This window comes from Pseudarthrobacter sp. NPDC055928 (assembly GCF_042270935.1).
Classification (GTDB): Bacteria; Actinomycetota; Actinomycetes; order Actinomycetales; family Micrococcaceae; genus Arthrobacter.
Genome location: NZ_JBHJZH010000021.1, coordinates 1 through 17,655, shown reverse-complemented (window position 1 = coordinate 17,655; position 17,655 = coordinate 1). Strand labels below are relative to the sequence as shown.

20 protein-coding genes and 1 pseudogene are annotated in these 17,655 nt (G+C 65.4%); 10 read left to right on the top strand and 11 right to left on the bottom strand.

Annotated features, from left to right (window positions below; translation table 11 throughout):
• Window positions 1-3: 3 nt before the first annotated feature.
• Complete coding sequence (locus ACFC25_RS20275; protein WP_337348823.1) at window positions 4-408, bottom strand: DUF202 domain-containing protein; 405 nt, start codon at window positions 406-408, stop codon at window positions 4-6.
• Between the two features lie 82 nt (window positions 409-490).
• Window positions 491-850, bottom strand: coding sequence for a YnfA family protein (locus tag ACFC25_RS20270; RefSeq protein ID WP_337352283.1), 360 nt, complete (start codon window positions 848-850; stop codon window positions 491-493).
• A 54-nt stretch (window positions 851-904) separates the two neighbouring features.
• Between ACFC25_RS20270 and ACFC25_RS20265 the strand changes: the two genes are divergently transcribed.
• From ACFC25_RS20265 to ACFC25_RS20250, 4 genes are all read left to right on the top strand, one after another.
• Window positions 905-1,939 carry an LLM class flavin-dependent oxidoreductase gene (locus ACFC25_RS20265; RefSeq protein WP_337348880.1) on the top strand — a complete coding sequence of 345 codons (1,035 nt, stop codon included), beginning with the start codon at window positions 905-907 and terminating at the stop codon, window positions 1,937-1,939.
• A gap of 100 nt (window positions 1,940-2,039) precedes the next feature.
• Window positions 2,040-2,243: a hypothetical protein gene (locus ACFC25_RS20260; RefSeq protein WP_337348825.1), complete on the top strand. Its 204-nt coding sequence runs from the start codon at window positions 2,040-2,042 to the stop codon at window positions 2,241-2,243.
• A 221-nt stretch (window positions 2,244-2,464) separates the two neighbouring features.
• Window positions 2,465-3,562, top strand: a complete 1,098-nt coding sequence (locus tag ACFC25_RS20255; RefSeq protein WP_337348826.1) for a ferredoxin reductase — start codon at window positions 2,465-2,467, stop codon at window positions 3,560-3,562.
• Between the two features lie 13 nt (window positions 3,563-3,575).
• Complete coding sequence (locus ACFC25_RS20250) at window positions 3,576-4,745, top strand: acyl-CoA desaturase (RefSeq protein WP_337348827.1); 1,170 nt, start codon at window positions 3,576-3,578, stop codon at window positions 4,743-4,745.
• 80 nt (window positions 4,746-4,825) lie between these two features.
• Here the strand turns inward: ACFC25_RS20250 and ACFC25_RS20245 are convergent, their stop codons facing one another.
• The 3 genes from ACFC25_RS20245 to ACFC25_RS20235 form a co-directional block, all read right to left on the bottom strand.
• Window positions 4,826-5,662 carry an alpha/beta fold hydrolase gene (locus ACFC25_RS20245; protein ID WP_376048472.1) on the bottom strand — a complete coding sequence of 279 codons (837 nt, stop codon included), beginning with the start codon at window positions 5,660-5,662 and terminating at the stop codon, window positions 4,826-4,828.
• Window positions 5,663-5,769: 107 nt separating this feature from the next.
• A complete protein-coding gene (locus ACFC25_RS20240; RefSeq protein WP_337348829.1) occupies window positions 5,770-5,967 on the bottom strand; it encodes a hypothetical protein in 198 nt (65 codons plus the stop codon).
• 99 nt (window positions 5,968-6,066) lie between these two features.
• Window positions 6,067-6,273 carry a hypothetical protein gene (locus tag ACFC25_RS20235; protein ID WP_376048575.1) on the bottom strand — a complete coding sequence of 69 codons (207 nt, stop codon included), beginning with the start codon at window positions 6,271-6,273 and terminating at the stop codon, window positions 6,067-6,069.
• On the opposite strand from ACFC25_RS20235, the pseudogene ACFC25_RS20230 reads away from it, so the two are divergent.
• A pseudogene (locus ACFC25_RS20230) lies at window positions 6,232-6,480 on the top strand (DUF488 family protein); the annotation flags it as partial. The gene ACFC25_RS20235 and the pseudogene ACFC25_RS20230 overlap by 42 nt on opposite strands.
• Here ACFC25_RS20230 and ACFC25_RS20225 read toward each other — a convergent pair.
• The 5 genes from ACFC25_RS20225 to ACFC25_RS20205 all read right to left on the bottom strand — a co-directional run bounded on the left by ACFC25_RS20225 (window position 6,427) and on the right by ACFC25_RS20205 (window position 10,523).
• Window positions 6,427-6,609, bottom strand: coding sequence for a hypothetical protein (locus tag ACFC25_RS20225; protein WP_376048572.1), 183 nt, complete (start codon window positions 6,607-6,609; stop codon window positions 6,427-6,429). The pseudogene ACFC25_RS20230 and the gene ACFC25_RS20225 overlap by 54 nt on opposite strands.
• A 146-nt stretch (window positions 6,610-6,755) precedes the next feature.
• On the bottom strand, window positions 6,756-7,391 hold the full coding sequence (locus tag ACFC25_RS20220) for a methyltransferase (protein WP_376048469.1): 636 nt from the start codon (window positions 7,389-7,391) through the stop codon (window positions 6,756-6,758).
• A 2-nt stretch (window positions 7,392-7,393) separates the two neighbouring features.
• A complete protein-coding gene (locus ACFC25_RS20215) occupies window positions 7,394-8,404 on the bottom strand; it encodes a tripartite tricarboxylate transporter substrate binding protein (protein ID WP_337352286.1) in 1,011 nt (336 codons plus the stop codon).
• On the bottom strand, window positions 8,401-9,924 hold the full coding sequence (locus ACFC25_RS20210) for a tripartite tricarboxylate transporter permease (RefSeq protein ID WP_337348832.1): 1,524 nt from the start codon (window positions 9,922-9,924) through the stop codon (window positions 8,401-8,403). The genes ACFC25_RS20215 and ACFC25_RS20210 overlap by 4 nt, the downstream gene beginning before the upstream one ends.
• Before the next feature lie 2 nt (window positions 9,925-9,926).
• Complete coding sequence (locus ACFC25_RS20205) at window positions 9,927-10,523, bottom strand: tripartite tricarboxylate transporter TctB family protein (RefSeq protein ID WP_337348833.1); 597 nt, start codon at window positions 10,521-10,523, stop codon at window positions 9,927-9,929.
• Window positions 10,524-10,676: 153 nt separating this feature from the next.
• Between ACFC25_RS20205 and ACFC25_RS20200 the strand changes: the two genes are divergently transcribed.
• Both ACFC25_RS20200 and ACFC25_RS20195 read left to right on the top strand, forming a co-directional pair.
• Complete coding sequence (locus tag ACFC25_RS20200) at window positions 10,677-11,519, top strand: MurR/RpiR family transcriptional regulator (protein ID WP_376048465.1); 843 nt, start codon at window positions 10,677-10,679, stop codon at window positions 11,517-11,519.
• Window positions 11,516-12,712, top strand: coding sequence for an MFS transporter (locus tag ACFC25_RS20195; protein ID WP_337352288.1), 1,197 nt, complete (start codon window positions 11,516-11,518; stop codon window positions 12,710-12,712). The genes ACFC25_RS20200 and ACFC25_RS20195 overlap by 4 nt, the downstream gene beginning before the upstream one ends.
• A 62-nt stretch (window positions 12,713-12,774) precedes the next feature.
• Here the strand turns inward: ACFC25_RS20195 and ACFC25_RS20190 are convergent, their stop codons facing one another.
• Window positions 12,775-13,518 carry a GAF and ANTAR domain-containing protein gene (locus ACFC25_RS20190; RefSeq protein WP_337348882.1) on the bottom strand — a complete coding sequence of 248 codons (744 nt, stop codon included), beginning with the start codon at window positions 13,516-13,518 and terminating at the stop codon, window positions 12,775-12,777.
• 551 nt (window positions 13,519-14,069) lie between these two features.
• On the opposite strand from ACFC25_RS20190, the gene ACFC25_RS20185 reads away from it, so the two are divergent.
• The 3 genes from ACFC25_RS20185 to ACFC25_RS20175 all read left to right on the top strand — a co-directional run bounded on the left by ACFC25_RS20185 (window position 14,070) and on the right by ACFC25_RS20175 (window position 17,602).
• On the top strand, window positions 14,070-14,666 hold the full coding sequence (locus ACFC25_RS20185) for an adenylate kinase (RefSeq protein ID WP_376048462.1): 597 nt from the start codon (window positions 14,070-14,072) through the stop codon (window positions 14,664-14,666).
• Window positions 14,663-15,535 (top strand): NAD-dependent epimerase/dehydratase family protein, encoded by an 873-nt coding sequence (locus ACFC25_RS20180; RefSeq protein WP_376048459.1) that lies wholly within the window; start codon window positions 14,663-14,665, stop codon window positions 15,533-15,535. The genes ACFC25_RS20185 and ACFC25_RS20180 overlap by 4 nt, the downstream gene beginning before the upstream one ends.
• A gap of 243 nt (window positions 15,536-15,778) precedes the next feature.
• The gene (locus ACFC25_RS20175) at window positions 15,779-17,602 is read left to right on the top strand and encodes a S8 family serine peptidase (RefSeq protein ID WP_376048456.1); all 1,824 of its coding nucleotides are present in this window, start codon (window positions 15,779-15,781) and stop codon (window positions 17,600-17,602) included.
• The last annotated feature ends 53 nt before the right edge of the window (window positions 17,603-17,655 follow it).

The following is a 17,655-nucleotide window of genomic DNA, read 5'->3' as shown; positions in this document are numbered from 1 at the left end:
GGGTCAGCGCCAGAGGATAAAGATGAGGACGACGGCGGCGGCCAGCGCCCCAGCGCCGGCCAGCAGCGGCACGATGAGCGGCAGCGGGAGCGGGGTCTTGTTGCGCATGCTCCGTTCCACCCTGATCCAGCGCACCGCGGCACCGGCGCTCAGCAGCATGCCGAGAAGGAGCAGCAGGATTGCAAGGCCCTTGCGGACCGGTTCGAGGAACAGGTCCGAGGTGAAGGCCTCGATGGCGATTCCCCCGGCCAGGAGCGCCAGCGAGGTCCTGATCCAGGCCAGGAACGTGCGCTCGTTGGCCAGCGTGAAGCGGGGATCCGGCTCCGTGCCGCCTGGCAGCAGCCGTTCGGCGATTTTCCCCCGCTGCGGAGGGGCGGGATCGCCGGGCGGTGGCTGTTTGGTGGACACGGGGACAGTTTAGCCTTTGGCCGGGGCTGATCCGCCGGATCCGGCTGCCTGGGGCATGTCCGTCACCTGAGGCCAGGGGTGCTCAGCCCGCGTTCCTCGGGGCAAACATGATCACTGCCACGCCGAGCAGGCAGATGACGGAGCCGGCAATGTCCCAGCGGTCAGGCCGGAAACCGTCAAAGATCATTCCCCAGGCAAGGGAGCCAGCTACAAAGACACCGCCGTAAGCGGCAAGAATGCGGCCGAAATGGGCATCGGGCTGCAGCGTGGCCACAAAACCGTAAAGGCCCAGGGCAATGACGCCCGCCCCGGCCCACCACCAGTCCTTGCCCTCCCGGACGGATTGCCACACCAGCCACGCGCCGCCGATCTCAGCGGCCGCCGCCAGGGCGAACAGCACTACTGTCTTCGCAATCGAGACGGTTTCAGCTGGAACATTCACAGCCCCATCATGCCAGCCGGGAATGCGGGCGCGTGCCGGGTGGTTGCCCCCTACATGCAGCGCATCGGATTCCTCTCCTTCGGCCATTGGGGCCCCGGCCAGGGTTCCCGCACCAGGAGCGCAGGGGATGCCCTGCTCCAGGGCATCGAGCTGGCGGTAGCGGCAGAGGAGCTCGGAATCGACGGCGCCTTCTTCCGGGTACACCACTTCGCGCGTCAACAGGCGTCCCCCTTCCCGCTCCTGGCGGCCATCGCGGCCCGGACCAGCCGGTTAGAGCTGGGCACCGGCGTGATCGACATGCGCTACGAGAACCCGCTCTACATGGCCGAGGAAGCCGCCGCGACGGACCTGATCAGCGGCGGCCGGCTGCAGTTGGGAATCAGCCGCGGTTCACCCGAGCCGGCCCGCAACGGGGCCGCAGCGTTCGGTCACGTCCCGGAACCAGGGGAAACGGACGCGGACATGGCCCGCCGCCACACTGAACTCTTTCGCCAGGCCATCAGCGGTGCCGGGGTGGCGGAGGCGGACCCGCGTTACGCCGGCGGAACGCGGGGACTGCTGCCCGTCCAGCCACAATCGCCCGGCCTTGCGGAACGCATCTGGTGGGGAGCCGGTAGCCGGAAGACGGCGGTGTGGGCCGCAGGACTGGGGATGAACCTGATGAGCTCCACTTTGCTGACCGAAGACACCGGCGTCCCCTTCGACCAGCTGCAGGCGGAGCAGATCCAGCTCTTCCGCGACGCCTGGGCTGCCGCCGGGCATAGCCATCAGCCGCGGGTTTCGGTCAGCCGCAGTATCCTGCCGATCGTTGACGAAGAGGACAACAGGTATTTTGCGGGCAGCGCCCTTCGCGACAGCAGGGACCAAGTAGGTGTCATCGACGGCCTGACAGCAAGGTTTGGGAAGACCTACGCCGGTGCCCCTGATCTGCTTGCCCAACAGTTGGCCGCCGACGCCGCTGTCCAGGCCGCGGATACGCTTCTGGTGACGGTCCCCAACCAGCTCGGCGTCGACTTCAACGCCAAGATGCTGGGCAATATCGCCCGTCATATTGCCCCCGCGATCGGATGGAGCGCGGCCCGTTCCTGATCCGGCGCAGATTCGGCTGTGTGATCTGACCGGGAGGGAATATCCTGAGAGTGTGCGGGCCACTGCAGCCCGGACATCCTGACAGCCCAGAGAGGCTCCCATGTCTGACAAACTCCACCTGTCGCCGGACGACGACTTCCCCGAAGATCTCTCGGTGGTGCCGGACCAGGACCTGCAGGTCCTGGACAGCCAGGTCCAGCGCCAGCTGGACTACGAGTACGTGGTCGAGGGTGAGCCCAACCCGGAGACCGAATTCAGGCACTTCGACCTCGATGAGGAATTCCAGGAACGCGACGCCCGCTGAGAATGCGGGCCCTCTCCGTCGACCCCGGACCCTGGCGCGGCAGCCCTATTGGCTAATAATCAGTAACCTTACTAAAATCCCCATGGAACCATCCAACGACAGCAGCCGTTATTCTTGTAGCGGCTTGGGGGCTTAGCGTCCATCATCAGAAGCGTGACTGCGGGAAACGGTCATGTGACGGGAGAGAGAAAAATGGCTCGCGCCGCTTTAGGCTTGACCGCATGATCCGGCTACGTCAGCTGGCCCAGGCGGCCTCTGTTTTAACCACGCCCTTGGCGCCCGAAGATATTCTGGCGCTGTTCAACCCTGTCTTCTCCGCGAGGCAGCTCCGCGGTGTGGTTACACGCGTGGTGCAGGAGACGGCCCAGTCGGCAACGATCTTCTTCCGGCCAGGCCGCGGCTGGCATTCACACCTGGCAGGCCAGTGGGCCCGCATCGGTGTTGAGCTGGATGGCGTGCGCCACTGGCGCTCCTATTCCCTCAGTGCCCCCGCGGGCAAGGACCCTGCCATCACGGTCACCGACGTCGGAGCTGTTTCCGGGACACTCGTACGCACCACCCGGCCCGGCGACGTCCTGTTCCTGGCCCCGCCGCAGGGCGACTTCGTTCTGCCGGAGCACCCGCGCCCGCTGCTGATGGTCACCGCAGGGAGCGGCATCACCCCGGTGATGTCCATGATCCGTACGCTGGTGCCGCGTCGCCGGGATGCCGACGTCGTACTCATCCACTCGGCCCGCACCCCCTCGGACAGCCTCTTCCGCGAGGAACTCGACGAGCTGGCAGACCAGTTCCCCAACTTCCGGCTGGCGCACTGGTTCACCGGCCAGCAGGGCCGCCTGGACTTCACCACCACCGCCGAGCTGGACGACCTCTGCCCGGACTGGAAGGAACGCGCGGCCTACGCCTGCGGTCCGGACAGCTTCCTGGACGATGCCGAGGCGCTCTGGAAGCAGGCTGCACTCACCGCCGGGGCCCCGGGCACCGCCGTCGCGATTGCCGGCGATCCCGGCAACCTCATGATTGAACGGTTCAACACCACCTTCGCCGGCGGTCTGGGACACGACGGCGGCCTGGTCACCTTTGAAGCGTCGGACCGGGAAGTGGACGCCGACGGCGACACCCCCCTGCTCGATGTGGGCGAGGACGCCGGGGTGCTGATGCCCAGCGGCTGCCGCATGGGTATCTGCCACAGCTGCCTGACCCCGCTCCTTGCCGGTCAGGTCCGCGACCTCCGCACGAACGAAGTCCATGGTGAACCCGGCCAACTGATCCAAACGTGTGTCTCGGCAGCCGCCGGACCCGTCAACCTCGAACTCTGAGGAGCAATACCGCATGTCAGTAGTTTCAGAAACCAAAACCGCCCCCACTGGAGCGGCAAAGACGCGCCCCGGCGCACTGGCGGAATCCGGCAGCCCGTTGGTCCGTCCGCCCGCCGCAGCCCACCTGTCCGACGAACAGGTGGCGGAGCTGGGCCGTGAACTCGATGCGATCCGCGACGAGATCCTGGCCAAGCGCGGCGCCTCAGACGCCGCCTATATCCGTCGCATGATCAAGATCCAGCGCGGGCTGGAGATCTCGGGCCGCGCGGCACTGCTGGTCAGCAAGAACAAGGCGGCCTGGGTTACGGGCACTACGCTCCTGAGCCTCGCCAAGATCCTGGAAAACATGGAACTGGGCCACAACATCCTGCACGGCCAGTGGGACTGGATGCGGGACCCGGACATCCACTCCACCACCTGGGAATGGGACTTCGTCACGCCCTCGCGCTCCTGGCAGCACACCCACAACGACCTGCACCACCGCTGGACTAACGTGGTGGGCAAGGACAACGACGTCGGGTACAACCTCCTGCGCATGGACGAGAACCAGCCGTGGAAGCCCATCAACCTGGCCAACCCGCTGTTCAATGCCATCCTGGCGCCCATCTTCGAGTGGGGCATTGCCATCTATGACCTCGAGCTGACCGAGTATAAGGAAGGCAAGAAGTCCAAGGAGGCGTTGAACAAGGACCTCAAGGCCCTGGGCCGCAAGGTCATCACCCAGTTCACCAAGGACTATGCTGCTACCCCCGCCGTCGCCATGCTCACCGGCTCCGGCAAGCAAGCCCTCTACGGCACCTTGGCCGCCAACGCCGTACGCAACGTCTGGGCGCACGCTGTCATCTTCTGCGGTCACTTCCCCGAGGGCACCGACACCTTCACCGAGGAAATGGTGGAAGGCGAAACCCGCGGCGACTGGTACGTCCGCCAGATGATCGGCTCCGCCAACATCTCCGGTTCAAAGTTCATGCACCTCATGACCGGCAACCTGTCGCACCAGATCGAGCATCACCTCTTCCCGGACCTGCCGTCGAACCGGTACGCCGAGGTTGCTCCGCGGGTCCGCGAGATCTGCCAGCGCTACGGCCTGAAGTACACCACGGGGCCGCTGCTGAAGCAGGTGGGATCGTCCTGGGCCAAGGTCTTCAAGCTGGCCCTGCCGGGCAAGGCTGCCAGGGCCTGACCCAGGCGGTATCCGTACAGCACAGCGGAGGGGCCAGGCGTGATGCCTGGCCCCTCCGCTGTGCTGGTTACAACCGGCCTTTACTTCTTAAGGAACGCGAGCAGGGCTTCGTTGACTTCCGCAGCGTGGGTCCATAGCAGGCCGTGCGGGGCGCCGTCGATCTCCACGTAGTCGGCGCTGGGCAGGGCCTTGGCAAACAGGCGCCCGGTGGAGTCAATCGGCAGGATGTTGTCCGCCGTGCCGTGGACAATCAGGGCGGGAACATCGATCCGCGGGATGTCGGCGCGGAAATCGGTGAGCCAGGTGGGCTGGGCAGCCACCGATGCGGTGGCTCCTGCTCCGGCGGCAAGGTTCCAGCTTGCGGTCAGGGCTTCCTGGCTGAGTCGCGGCGTGCCCAGGAACGTATCGGTGTTGTAGAAGTTCTTGAAGAATTCCGTGAAGAACGCGAAGCGGTCCGCCGTAACCGCCTCCGTGAGTCCGTCGAAGACCTCCTGCGGAACGCCGTCGGGGTTGTCGTCCGTCTTCAGGAGGAACGGTTCCAGGGAACCCAGGAACGCGGCCCTGGCCACCCGGGCCGAACCGTAGGTGCTGAGGTAGCGGGCAATTTCGCCGGTACCCATGGAAAAGCCCACCAGCACCGCGTTGTTGAGGTCCAGCGTGTTCAGGATGGTATTGAGGTCGGCGGCGAACGTGCCGTAGTCGTAGCCTCCGGTGGGCTTGCTGGACTTGCCGAAACCGCGGCGGTCGTAGGTGATGACGCGGTAGCCTGCCTTCAGGAGGGCGGCCGTCTGCTTTTCCCAGGAGGAACCGTCCAGCGGGTAGCCATGGATCAGGACAACAGGCTGTCCGCTCCCGTGATCTTCGTAGTAGAGATCGATATTGGTGCTGTTCTCGGTTCCAACGGTGACGAATGCCATCGTGGCAGTCCTTTCGAGGCTTCGGAATCAGGTTCAGGGCGCAACCAAAAGGCCACGCCAAGCATTCCCTACTCTAGGGAACGCCCGACGCGGCACCAAGGACCGGGTTACTGGGATGGCTGGGGCAGCTCGCACGCAACCTGCGGGTTGACCCCCATGTAGTTCAGGGGCCCCGCCACGATGGTCACGGCCACCGTCCCAACCTGGGCGCAGGACCCCGGAGCTCCGCCGAAGTAACCTCGCTGCCAGGCGGCGATTCCTCCGATGATCAGCCAGATAATGATCAGTGCTCCGAGAAACTTCATGGTGTCCTCCGTTGGCATCGCCGCCTGTGCATTCAATTATGCGCCGTTAACCGGAATCCAGACAGCGCCGGTCAAATCCATCATTTCCAGGCAGCCAAGCTAGCGCTTCGATTTGCCGAGTAGGTGCTGAGCCTGTGAAAGGCTGGGCCCATGGAGGACACGGGCGTGGCGGGCGGCGTGCCGCGGTTGCTGACGGTGGGCCACGGAACCGCAAGCCATGATGAATTCGGGGAACTGTTGGCCGGTGCAGGAGTCCAGGCCCTTGTGGACGTCCGGATTGCTCCCGGCAGCCGCAAGTTTCCGCATTTCGGCAAGTGTCTGCTCGCGGAATGGCTGCCCCGCGCGGGAGTCGCGTACCGCTGGGAAAAGCGGCTGGGCGGGTTCCGGAAACTTCCCCCCGATTCACCGGACGTGGCGCTTCGCAACGACTCCTTCCGTGCGTATGCGGCCTATATGAGGTCATCGGAGTTCCTGGACGCCCTCGATGGGTTGATCACGCAGGCTTCGCAGGAGAGTGTGGTGATCATGTGCAGCGAGACCGTCTGGTGGCGGTGCCATCGGCGGCTCATCGCCGTCCACGCCGTGCTGCTGGACGGCGTGGACGTCCAGCACCTGATGCCCGGCGGGAGACTGGCTCCTCACCAGCGGACCTCTGGCGTGCGCGTCGCCGGGAAACGGGCTCGTCTACGACCAGGTGTAGCTATGGCGCCGAGTTCGCGCCGGAAGGCTGTGGGAACACCGACCTACCAGTGTTCCCACAGCCTTCTGGCAAGTGAGGGCAGTGCGGGTCAGACGGAGGCGCCCTCGAAAGCGATGCGCTTGGCGGCTTCGCGTGCCTCGATTTTCCCTGCCTCCGCCAGAACCTGTTCCGCTTCCTCGCGACGTACCACAACTACGCCGTCAGCATCTGCCACGATGATGTCGCCTGGGGCAACCACGACGCCGTCGATCGCCACCGGGAGCTGCAGCCGGCCGGGGCCGAACTTGTAGGGTCCTGCCGGGGTGACCGAGCGGGCGAAGACCGGCAGGCCGCAGTCCGCGAGGGCATCGGCATCCCGGACGGCGCCGTCGATCACAAAGCCCGCCAGCCCCAGGTTCTTGGCACGAAGCCCGATCATGTCCCCGATCAGGGCACGGGACTGGTCCCCGCCGCCGTTGACCACGATCACGTCGCCCGGCTGCGCTTCGTCGAGGGCCTTGTGGATGTAAAGGTTGTCTCCAGGGCGGGTCCACACCGTATATGCGGGCCCGGCGAGCTTGGCGCCAGGCCAACTGGGTGACAGGGCCGATGCTACGCCGATGCGTTCCTGGGCGTCGCCGATGTTGGCTGCCGGAATGGCTCCCAGGCGGCGCACGAGCTCAGCGGTGGAGAGAGTAGGGTCTTGTGCCTGCATAGTGTCGCCGGCCTTTCTGGACGTGTCCATGGCTACTGCTGCTTGAGGAGTTCGTCGATGACAGGCTTGATCAGGGTTTCGCGTTCTTCCCACATCTTGCTGACCTCGGCCGCCGGAACCCACGTAGGCTGCGTGGCCGCACCCTTGAGCTTTTCCTGCACGGCGGGAGTCTCGGCCGCGGTCTTCAGTGAGGCCTCGAGCTTCGCCACAACTTCCTTGGGCGTCTTGGACGGGACTGACAGGGCGAAGTTGCTGGCCATTGGCTTGACGTCGTAGCCGGCGCTCTTCATGGTGGGGACTTCCGGAACGAAGGGGCTTGGGTTGTCCTCGATCACGGTCAGGAGCTTGATGTCGCCGGACTTGTACTGGCCGAAGAAGCTGGACACGCCGCCCAGCGCGAAGTCCACCTCGCCCGAGACAATGGCTGCCACCTTGTCCGCTCCGCTGTTGTAATGCACGATGTTGAAGTCCAGGCCCAGCTGGTCTTCCAGGAGGCGCAGGTTGATGTGGTCGTCACCGGCGCGTGAGTCGGTGCCCACGGTGATCTTCCCGGGCTCCGCCTTGACGGCGTCGAACAGTTCCTTGAGGGTCTTGTACTTGCTGTCCTTGTTCACGCCGATCACTACCGAGTTGGTGGCGAAGGAGCCGATCGGGGTGAAGCTGCTGCGGTCGAAGGCTGCCTTCTTGCTGGGGTCCAGGTAGCGGCCCAGGATGGACGGGATGTTGGTGTTTCCGAAAGTCAGGCCGTCCGCCTTGGACTGGGCGACGTAGTTCAGGCCTACCACCTGGCTGCCGCCTTCCTTGTTGACCACTTTGATGGTGGCGCCCAGGTCCTCCTGCATGGCCGGTGCAACGATGCGGGCCAGGATGTCGTTGCCGGCGCCGGCTGCGGAGGGGACGATCCACTCGATAGTGGAGCCTGCCTTGGGGAAGTCCGCGGCGGCAGTGGTGGTGCTGCTGCCGGCCTGGCCGCCGCAGCCTGTGAGGGCCAGGGCAACTGATGCAGCGAGGGCGGTGGTGGTCAGTGCGGTCATTTTTTTCATTTCGCAAGCTCCTTTGGTGCGATGGGGGTGGGGGTCTTTTTCTTCAGCATTGAAGCAATGAGGGGGCGGACTGCGCCGAACAGGATGGCCAGGACAATCACGCCGATCAACGTGAGGCTGATGGGGCCTTGCAGGAATACGTTGTAGTCGCCGCGGGAGAGCGCCAGGGACCGCTGAAAATTCTCTTCCAGCAGAGGGCCCAGGATGAGTCCCAGGACCAGCGGGGTGAGCGGTACTTTGACCAGCTGGAAAATGTAGCCGAGGATGCCGGCGCCCAGCATGATCAGGATGTCGAACGCGCTGCCGTTGATGGAGTAGGTGCCCAGGAACATAAACGCCAGGATGGCGGCCATGAGGTAATGGAACGGAACCTTCAGCACAGCGATCCAGACCCGGGCCAGCGGGACGTTCAGGACCAGCAGGATCAGGTTGCCCACGATCAGGCTGGCGATGATGGCCCACGCAACGTCGGGGTTGTCACGGAACAGCAGGGGTCCGGGGATGAGGCCGTTCATGGTGAACGCGCCGGCCATGATGGCCACGGTGGCGGAGGTGGGGATGCCCAGGGTGAACAACGGGATCATGGACGAGACGGCCAGGGCATTGTTCGCCGCCTCCGGCCCGGCGATGCCTTCCACTGCGCCCTTGCCGAATTCCTTGCTGCGCTTGGAGATCCGCTTTTCGGCGGCGTAGGAGGCCAGCGACGTTGCCGCGCCGGGGGAGCCCGGCAGGAGGCCCATGAAGAAGCCGATCACTGATCCGCGCAGCGACGGAAAGGCTGAGCGCTGCAGGTCCGTGCGGGTGGGCAGGAGCCTGGCGACCTTGAGCGGAGAAGGGACCCCCAATGGGCCCTTCTGGGCCTGGCCGAGGACTTCGCTGAGGCCAAAGACGCCCATCACGATCGCTACTAGTCCGAGGCCGTCGAACAGTTCCGGCATGTCGAAGGTGAAGCGGGCAATGCCGACGCCGGAGTCCACTCCCACGGTGGCGATCGCCAGGCCGGCTGCCGCGCTGAGCAGGGCCTTGGCCGGGTTGTTGCCGGCGAAGCTGGTGATCAGGGCGAAACCGAGGAGGGACACCAGGAACAGTTCGGGGGCACCGAATTCCAGGGCGAGCCTGCTGAAGGGTGCCACCACCACGAAGCCGATGACGCCGATCAGGCCGCCCACGAACGAGGCGAGCGCCGCAATCACCAGCGCCGGGCCGCCGCGTCCCCTTTTGGCCATCTGGTAGCCGTCGAGCGTGGTGGCGATGGAGGATGCCTCACCGGGAATCCTGAGCAGGACCGCCGTCGTGGTTCCGCCGTACGCTGCGCCGTAGAGGATGGCGGCCAGCATGATGATGGCGGAGGTGGCATCCAGGCCGAAGGTTACCGGGATAAGGAGTGACACGGCGGCAGCCGGGCCGAAGCCGGGGAGCACACCCACCAGCATGCCCAGGACACAACCGAGCAGCGCGAAGAGGAGGTGTTCGGGCGTAAATACGGTAGCCAGGCCACCGAGGAGCTGATCGAATCCCACGGCTACAGCCCCAGTCCTGCGAGGAAGTCGATGCTGGCGGTCGGCAGGGCCGTTCCCAGCCAGACCTCAAAGACCAGGCGTGAAGCCAACGCGGACCCAACGGCCACCAGGGCGGCCATCCAGAGTTTGCGCTTGCTGACGAAGAAGAGGATGGTTCCAAGCATCAGCGTCATGACGATGGTGTATCCCAGCAAGGGGAGGAGCAGGGCGGCCAGGAGGATTGCTCCTGAGATGATCCCCACCCGGGCCCACCCCTGGCGGTCCGGGAAATCCGGGGCGTCAGGCTCGTCGCTGTTGTCGTCATCGAGCAGGGAAACCAGTGCCGATTCTGACTCGTGGTGCGGCGGCAGCGATTCTACGGTGTCGCCCGTGACGTGTGCCGGCGCCGAAGTCCGGCGTGCGGCCACGAGCTGGAAGGCCCACAGGACTCCGGCCAAAGCCATCAGCGTCCCAGCCACCGTGGGAAAGAATCCGGCCCCCACACCGGAGGTGTTCGTCAGCCCGTAGCCGGCGCCCACCACTGCCATGGTCAGGCCCCCGCCAACAGCCGCTGCGGCCACCGTCCATTCAAGCGCAACTGGTGCGTTGAGGGTTTGCATCTTCGTTGTCCGCCTCTCTGCGGCAAAGTGGAGAAAATAGGGAAAGCAGGATGGGTCAAAACCTCACTTGCAATCTTGCACAGGATTGCATGTTCGTGAGAGAGTGTCAAGCATCACAGTTATTCCGTAGAGGAATCTCAAAGGAGAGCCAGAGTGAGTTTCAAAGCAGTAGTGGCCAGCAGTACGGTCAGGCTCAGTGCCTCCGAAGAGCGCGTCATGAACGTCCTCATGGGGGACGACATGTCCGGAATTCCAGCAGCCGAAGTTGCGGACCGGGCCAAGACCCACGAATCAACGGTGGTGCGGCTGGCAAAGAAGCTGGGCTACCGCGGCTATCCGGACCTGCGCAATGACCTGCGCAAGGACGAAACCGAGATCCATGACCACCACGGAGGAATCATGCGCGGGGACACAGGCTACGACCTGGCCGCTTTCGTCGCCGATGAAATCGTCGCGCTGAAGCGGCTGCCGCATTTTGTTTCGCAGGACGATTTGGACGCCGCCGCCAGGACGCTGCATGGATCACGGACGATTTACCTATTCTCAAGGGACGACGAAAAGCCCACGCGTGACCTGATGGCACGCCGCCTGCGGCGGTTGGGCTTGACGACAGTAACGCTGGGGACAACACCGAAAGACCTGGCCGAGCGCTTCGTCAGCTTCGATGAAAACAGCACCCTCATTGGTTTTGCGCTGCGCGAGGCGCCACGCCAGCTTGCCGCGCTGGTGACCGAGGCAGCCCGGAGGGGAGGCAAGAGCATCCTGATCTCTGATGTGCCGGGCTACCGCTTCCGCCCCAGCCCGGACCATCTCATCACCGCCAGACGCGGTGACGACGGCGAGTACCGGACCCAGCTGATTCCCGTTCTCCTGGCCTATGCCCTGCAGTTGGCGATCTTCCACTTGGACCCGGCCCGGTACCGGGCAGCCAGGGACAGCATCGAGGATCTGACCCGCCTCTTGGGCGGGGCGGACGAAATTCCGCTGCGGGCGTGAACCCCGGCTGGCGGACAGCACTCAGCGCGCAGGCAGTCCTCGCCCAGGCTGCCTGGGTGGGTATCCGGCTCATCATCGGCTATCGGGCGCTTGCTGAAGGTGCCGACCCCGTTTTCCTGGGCGTCCTGGCTTCGAGCTTTGCGCTGCCCGCTCTGCTGACCGCCCTGCCTGCAGGGCGCCTGGCTGACAGGTTCGGGGGCACCGCCATGGCCTTTATCGGACTGCTGACGGCCGCTGCCGGGACCCTGACCATGCTGGCGGTCAGGGGGCTTCCCATCCTGCTGGCGGCCAGTGCCCTCATCGGCCTGGGTCATCTCATGGTGATGGTGGGCCAGCAGGCATTTGTGGCACACGTCAGCAGTGAAGGATCCACTGACAGCGCGTTCGGCACGCTGACCGCCGCCGCTTCGATCGGCCAGCTCATCGGCCCGCCCGCCGTCACGCTCGTGGCTTCCCTGGGCATCCGGGACGGGGCCGCGCCGGACACTACGCTGGGGCTCCTGGTGTGCCTCGGATTCAGCGCCCTGGCCACACCCGCCTACTTCTTCCTGCGGCGGACGGACGCCGGGCTGCGCAAGGGCCGGCGTAAAACAGCGGCTGAACCCGTCAGCGTGGCAGGGGTCCTGAAGGCTCCAGGACTGTGGCGCTCGCTGGTGGTCAGCGGGGCGGTGCTGGTGACGGTGGACCTGATGTACGCGTTCGTCCCGGTCTGGGCCACCGAACAAAACGTCAGTGCCGCCGTCGTGGGTATGCTCCTGGCGCTCAGGGCCGCCGTCTCGGTCGCGAGCAGGGTGGGCCTCACCCGCCTGATCGCGCGCTTCGGACGCAAGGCGATGCTGATCGCCTCCATTGGTGCGGCGGTCCTCTCACTCGCCGCCCTGCCGCTGGTGGGCCCTTTGGGCGCCATAGCCGTGATGATCGGGCTGGGGCTCGGGCTCGGCATCCCGCAGCCGCTCACCATGGCCTGGGTGGTGTCGCTGACCGCATCATCGAGCCACGGTGCAGTCCTGGGACTGAGGATGACCGTCAACCGGCTGGCGCAGATCACGCTGCCCATCGCCGTCGGCTCCTTTGCGGCGCCCCTTGGCGTGCTGGGGATTTTCTGGGCCAATGCCGCGCTGCTCCTGGGAGCCATCGCGGTGGTGGCAGGATCCGACGCCGGGAAGCCGCCTGGGGCGGATACCGTCACCTGACGCAGGGCGCCTGCGGCACCAACCCCCGGAACGCCCGACGTCGGCCTGCCGCCGTTGGTGGGTTACCCGTCGTAGTGGGTGCGCGCCGGCCCCTGCCCCAAGGAGTTGACCACGGCCGCCGCCACATCGTGAAGCTTGGAATTACGGGTGCTGGAGGCAGTCTTCAGGATTTCGAAGGCGTCCAGCTGGCTGCAGCGGTTCTGCGCCATGATGATTCCCACGGCCATGTCGATGACAGTGCGGGATTCCAGCGTTGCCCTCAGGTTCTTTGCCGTCTCGCTGTAGTGGGCGAACCGCACGGCGAGCCGGAGGGCAAGGGACGTCTGGCTGACGAAGTTCGCCGCGAATTCAAGGACACGGCCGTCGAACCGGTGGGGCCGCCGTGAATACAGCTGCAGGGCGGCTTTTGTTTCACCCTCCAGTTCGAACGGCAGGGAGAGCACGGAGCGGACCCCCTGGCCCAGGACAGCTGCGGCGTAATCCGGCCAGCGGTCATCCTCGGTCACATCAGGAATGTGTATGGTTGCCTGCTCAAGGGACGCGGCCATGCCAGGGCTGTCGCTGAACTGGTACTCGATCTGGCCGATGGCCTGGGCCTCCGGCCCGCTGCTGGCAACCGTGGCAGTCTTGCGCTCGCGCAGCAGGGTGATGGTGCAGAAGACCTCGTCGTCAAGGTCCGAGAGGCCGCGTACGGACACGCGGGCGAGCTCGTTGAGGAAGTCCTCAACATCGGAGCTGTTGAGGACGAGTTCATGGAGGTGCTCGGTGATGGATGTATCGGATTTTGCTGTTGACTCGCTGGCCACGATTCTTGGTGCCATTCGCTCAGGTCAAAACGAGCCGGCAACGTTCCGCCAACCCTCAAGGGGACCTGGCGGTAAGGGTCGCTGGATCGACGAACTTTCCAACGGCCTGCTGCTAAACCGATATCCAGAAGTATATACACGCTCCGGCCCCTGAAAACGTCACCTTGGGCCTGCGCACCGCCCTGGCAGGCAGTCCTTGGGTATGTGCCCGAATGTGACCCCGCAAGCCAGGCTCCGGCTTGTTGGCTTGAAGTTACAAGGAATTTGTGAGGTCCCGCGGACCTGAGGCTTCCGCTGAAATAATCCTGCGTTTTGCGAGTAATACAGAGCACTCGGCCTGTAGTCCAAGCAGCGGCCGCCAGTGTGACCTCAAACGTTGCGGGTTGTCTTCCGGCCTGGTGCTAGGCTCCCCTCAACTCAAAGCCAGGCCCCGGATCGCCTACCGGAGGCTGGCATTGTGTTGCCTCTTATGGGCAGAATGAAGCACGCGTTGGCGTTGCCGGCGACGGACCCGAAACCAGCGGCGATGGCGCCGCGGAGGGACGTAGAACATGACCAGACTGCTCATCATCGGTCCGCCCGGCTCCGGCAAAGGCACCCAGGCCGTGCACATCGCGCGGCATTTCAAGATCCCTGCCGTCTCAACCGGCGAGATCTTCCGTGACAATGCCAGCCGGGAAACACCGCTGGGCAAGGAAGCCTCCAAATACCTGGACGACGGACTCTTTGTTCCCGACCACCTGACCAACGCTCTGGTTAAGGACCGCTTGCTGGCCGCCGACGTGCAGGATGGTTTCCTGCTGGACGGCTACCCCCGGACGGCGCCGCAGGTCACGGAGCTGGACAACATGCTGGCGGCCCGCGACCAGCGCGTGGACGCAGTCATCGAACTCCGGGCGCCCGACTCCGAACTGGAACAGCGGATGCTCAAGCGCGCCCAGGACCAGGGCCGCAAGGACGACACGGTGGATGTGTTCCGCCGAAGGCTGGATCTGTACCATCGCGAAACGCATGAGGTAGTGTCCGTTTACGCAGGCCGGGGGCTGGTTGTCTCCGTTGACGGCAGCGGAAGCCCCGGCGAAATCACCGAAGCGGCCATCGCCGCCGTCGAGAAATTCCTCGCGACCCAGGACAGGAAGATCCCATGAGAATTGCAGTGACCGGCGGTAGCGGGAAGTTGGGGCGGCATGTTGTCCGCAGGCTCACAGCGGACGGGCACCAGGTGCTGAACCTGGACCGTGCCGGGGACCGGAGCCCGGGGCTGGCCATTGTGGACCTGCGTGACTATGGCCAGGTCCTGGATGTGCTGCTGGGACTGGATGACAGGCACACCGGTTTTGACGCCGTCGTCCATCTCGGTGCCATCCCCGCGCCGGGCATCCTGCCGGACGCTGCCACGTTCGAGAACAACATGCTCTCCACCTACAACGTCTTCCAGGCGGCCCGCCGGGCGGGCATCAAGAAGGTGGTGTATGCCTCCAGTGAAACGGTGTTGGGGCTGCCGTTCGACGTCGACCCGCCCTACATCCCCGTGGACGAGGAATACCCCGCCCGCCCGGAGAGCACGTATTCGCTGGTGAAGCATCTCGAAGAGCAGATGGCCATCGAACTGACGCGCTGGGACCCTGAATTGAGCATTGTGGCTTTGCGGTTCTCCAACGTGATGGATGCCGAGGACTACGAACGCTTCCCGTCGTTCGATTCCGACGCCATGCTCCGCAAGTGGAACCTGTGGGGCTACATCGATGGCCGTGATGGCGCCCAGGCCGTGGCGCGGGCGCTGGAGAACGGCACGCCTGGCTTTGAGGCCTTCATCATCGCGAACGCTGACACCGTGATGAGCCGTTCCAGCGCCAGCCTCGCCGCGGAGGTGTTCCCGAATGTCGCGGTGACCAGGGAACTGGGTGAACACGAGACCCTGCTCGGCATTGGCAAAGCCAGGAGGCTGCTGGGCTTCGAACCCGAGCACAGCTGGCGGACCTACCACCCCAGCAGGACCACGCCCACGGAAGACTGAAACCGGCGAGACCCAGCTCTGGGGATTGACCGGCGCGAGGGGCGTTTTCCTCAGGACAAACCACAGGTTTGCGCAGCTGATTAAGGCTTGGCGCAGGATCGGCGAAGTTCCGGGCAACGGTATGCCGCGGGCTCCTATTCTGGTGGTGGGCGGGGCTTCCCCGCCCGCCAATACCAAGCCCCAGCGCCCCGCAAGGACCCCAAAATTCCACTTTCACGCCTGCTCCGGCCCGCCGCCACAGCGATGCTTGTTTCCGCCGTCGCACTGACCGTCCCCGGCCTTCCCGCCGCAGCCGTTGCACCCGCCGCCCACGAGGCCAGCGTCCGCTACATCGTCCGCTACGCCGCAGACGCCGACGTCGCCGCCGAGACTGCGGCCATCCGTTCCCAGGGCCTCGGGGTGGGCCGGACGTTTTCGCACGCGGTGCGCGGCGCCGTCGTGACAGCAACCCCTGGCCAGGCCGAGGCACTGTCCCGTTCAGGGCGCGTCGTTTCGGTGGAGGCGGACGCTCCGGTCACCCTTTCCGAAACGCAGCAGCCTGCGCCCTGGGGGCTGGACCGGGTGGACCAGCGGGCCCTGCCCCTGTCGGGCTCCTACAACTGGACCTCGGCGGGCGCCGGGGTCAGCGCCTACGTGGTGGACACCGGCGTGCTCGGATCGCATAACGAGTTCGCTGGCCGCATCACGGCGGGCTGGACGGCCGTGGCCGACGGCCGCGGCTCCACGGACTGCAATGGCCACGGAACGCACGTGGCCGGAACAGTGGCAGGGACCACTTACGGTGTGGCAAAGTCCGCGACTGTGGTCCCCGTCAGGGTCCTGGATTGCAACGGTTCCGGGTACAACTCCGATGTGGTTGCCGGCCTGGACTGGATTGCAGGCAACCACACTGCCGGCACGCCGGCCGTGGTCAACATGAGCCTCGGCGGTGCCGCCAGCTCGGCCGTGGACGCGGCGCTCCAAAGCGTCATTAACGACGGCGTTGCCGCCTTCGTGGCCGCCGGTAACTCCGCCGTTGATGCCTGCGGCACTTCACCCGCCCGTGTCCCCGCCGCCGTCACCATCGCCGCCAGCGATTTCGCCGACCGGCAAGCCAGCTTCTCGAACTACGGATCCTGCGTCGACCTCTACGCGCCCGGGGTGGGCATCACCTCAGCGTCCTACACCTCCACCAACGCAACCGCCTCGATGTCCGGCACTTCCATGGCAGCGCCCCACGCTGCGGGAGCGGGGGCGGTACTGCTCGCCCAGAATCCGGCACTCACTCCGGCGCAGGTTGCGGCGACGCTGGCCTCCAACTCGACTGCCGGCGTCGTGATCGGGACCGGCGCCGGCACGCCAAACCGCCTGCTGTACTCAGCCGGCACAGCGCCCGCTCCAACCCCCTCACCTGCGCCGGCCCCCGTGGTTACTGCCCCGGCGGCTCCTGCTCCAACAGTCACGGCCAAATCACCCGCTGCAACTTCGACGGCGGTGGCTCCGGGCAGCAACGTCACTGCCACCTTCAGCGGCGCTGTCCAGGGCGTGGGCAGCGGAACTTTCATCCTCAAGAACGCCGCGGGTTCCCTTATCCCATCCACGATCACCTACAACGCCACGACGATGACTGCCACCCTTGACCCCGTGTCGAACCTGGCGGCAGACTCAAAGTTCACGGCGACGCTGGTGGGCGGAACCACCGGCATCCGCGACGCCGTCGGCACCCCGCTGGCCACCACCAGCTGGACTTTCACCACCGGGCCGGTGCCCACCGTTACCGGATTCACCCCCGGCAGCAACGCCATCCTGGTCCGGCGCTCCAACAACGTTTCCGTGACGTTCAGCGAAGCCGTTCAAGGCGTCACCACGTCCACCTTCACGGTGAAGAATGCCACTACCGGCGCGGTCGTTGCCGCGACGGTCTTCCGCAACGGCAGCACCAACCAGTGGATCCTTGATCCGCAAGCGGCCCTCGCCGCCAAGACCAAATACACCGTGACAGTCTCCGGCGGGGAAGCAGCCATCCGCGACCTTGCCGGGAACCAGTTGGGCACCAAAACCTGGCAGTTCACCACAGGTTCCTTCTGACTGGTTTTCCAACACAACGAAGGGAGGCCGACGGCGGCACGCGCGTGCCGCCG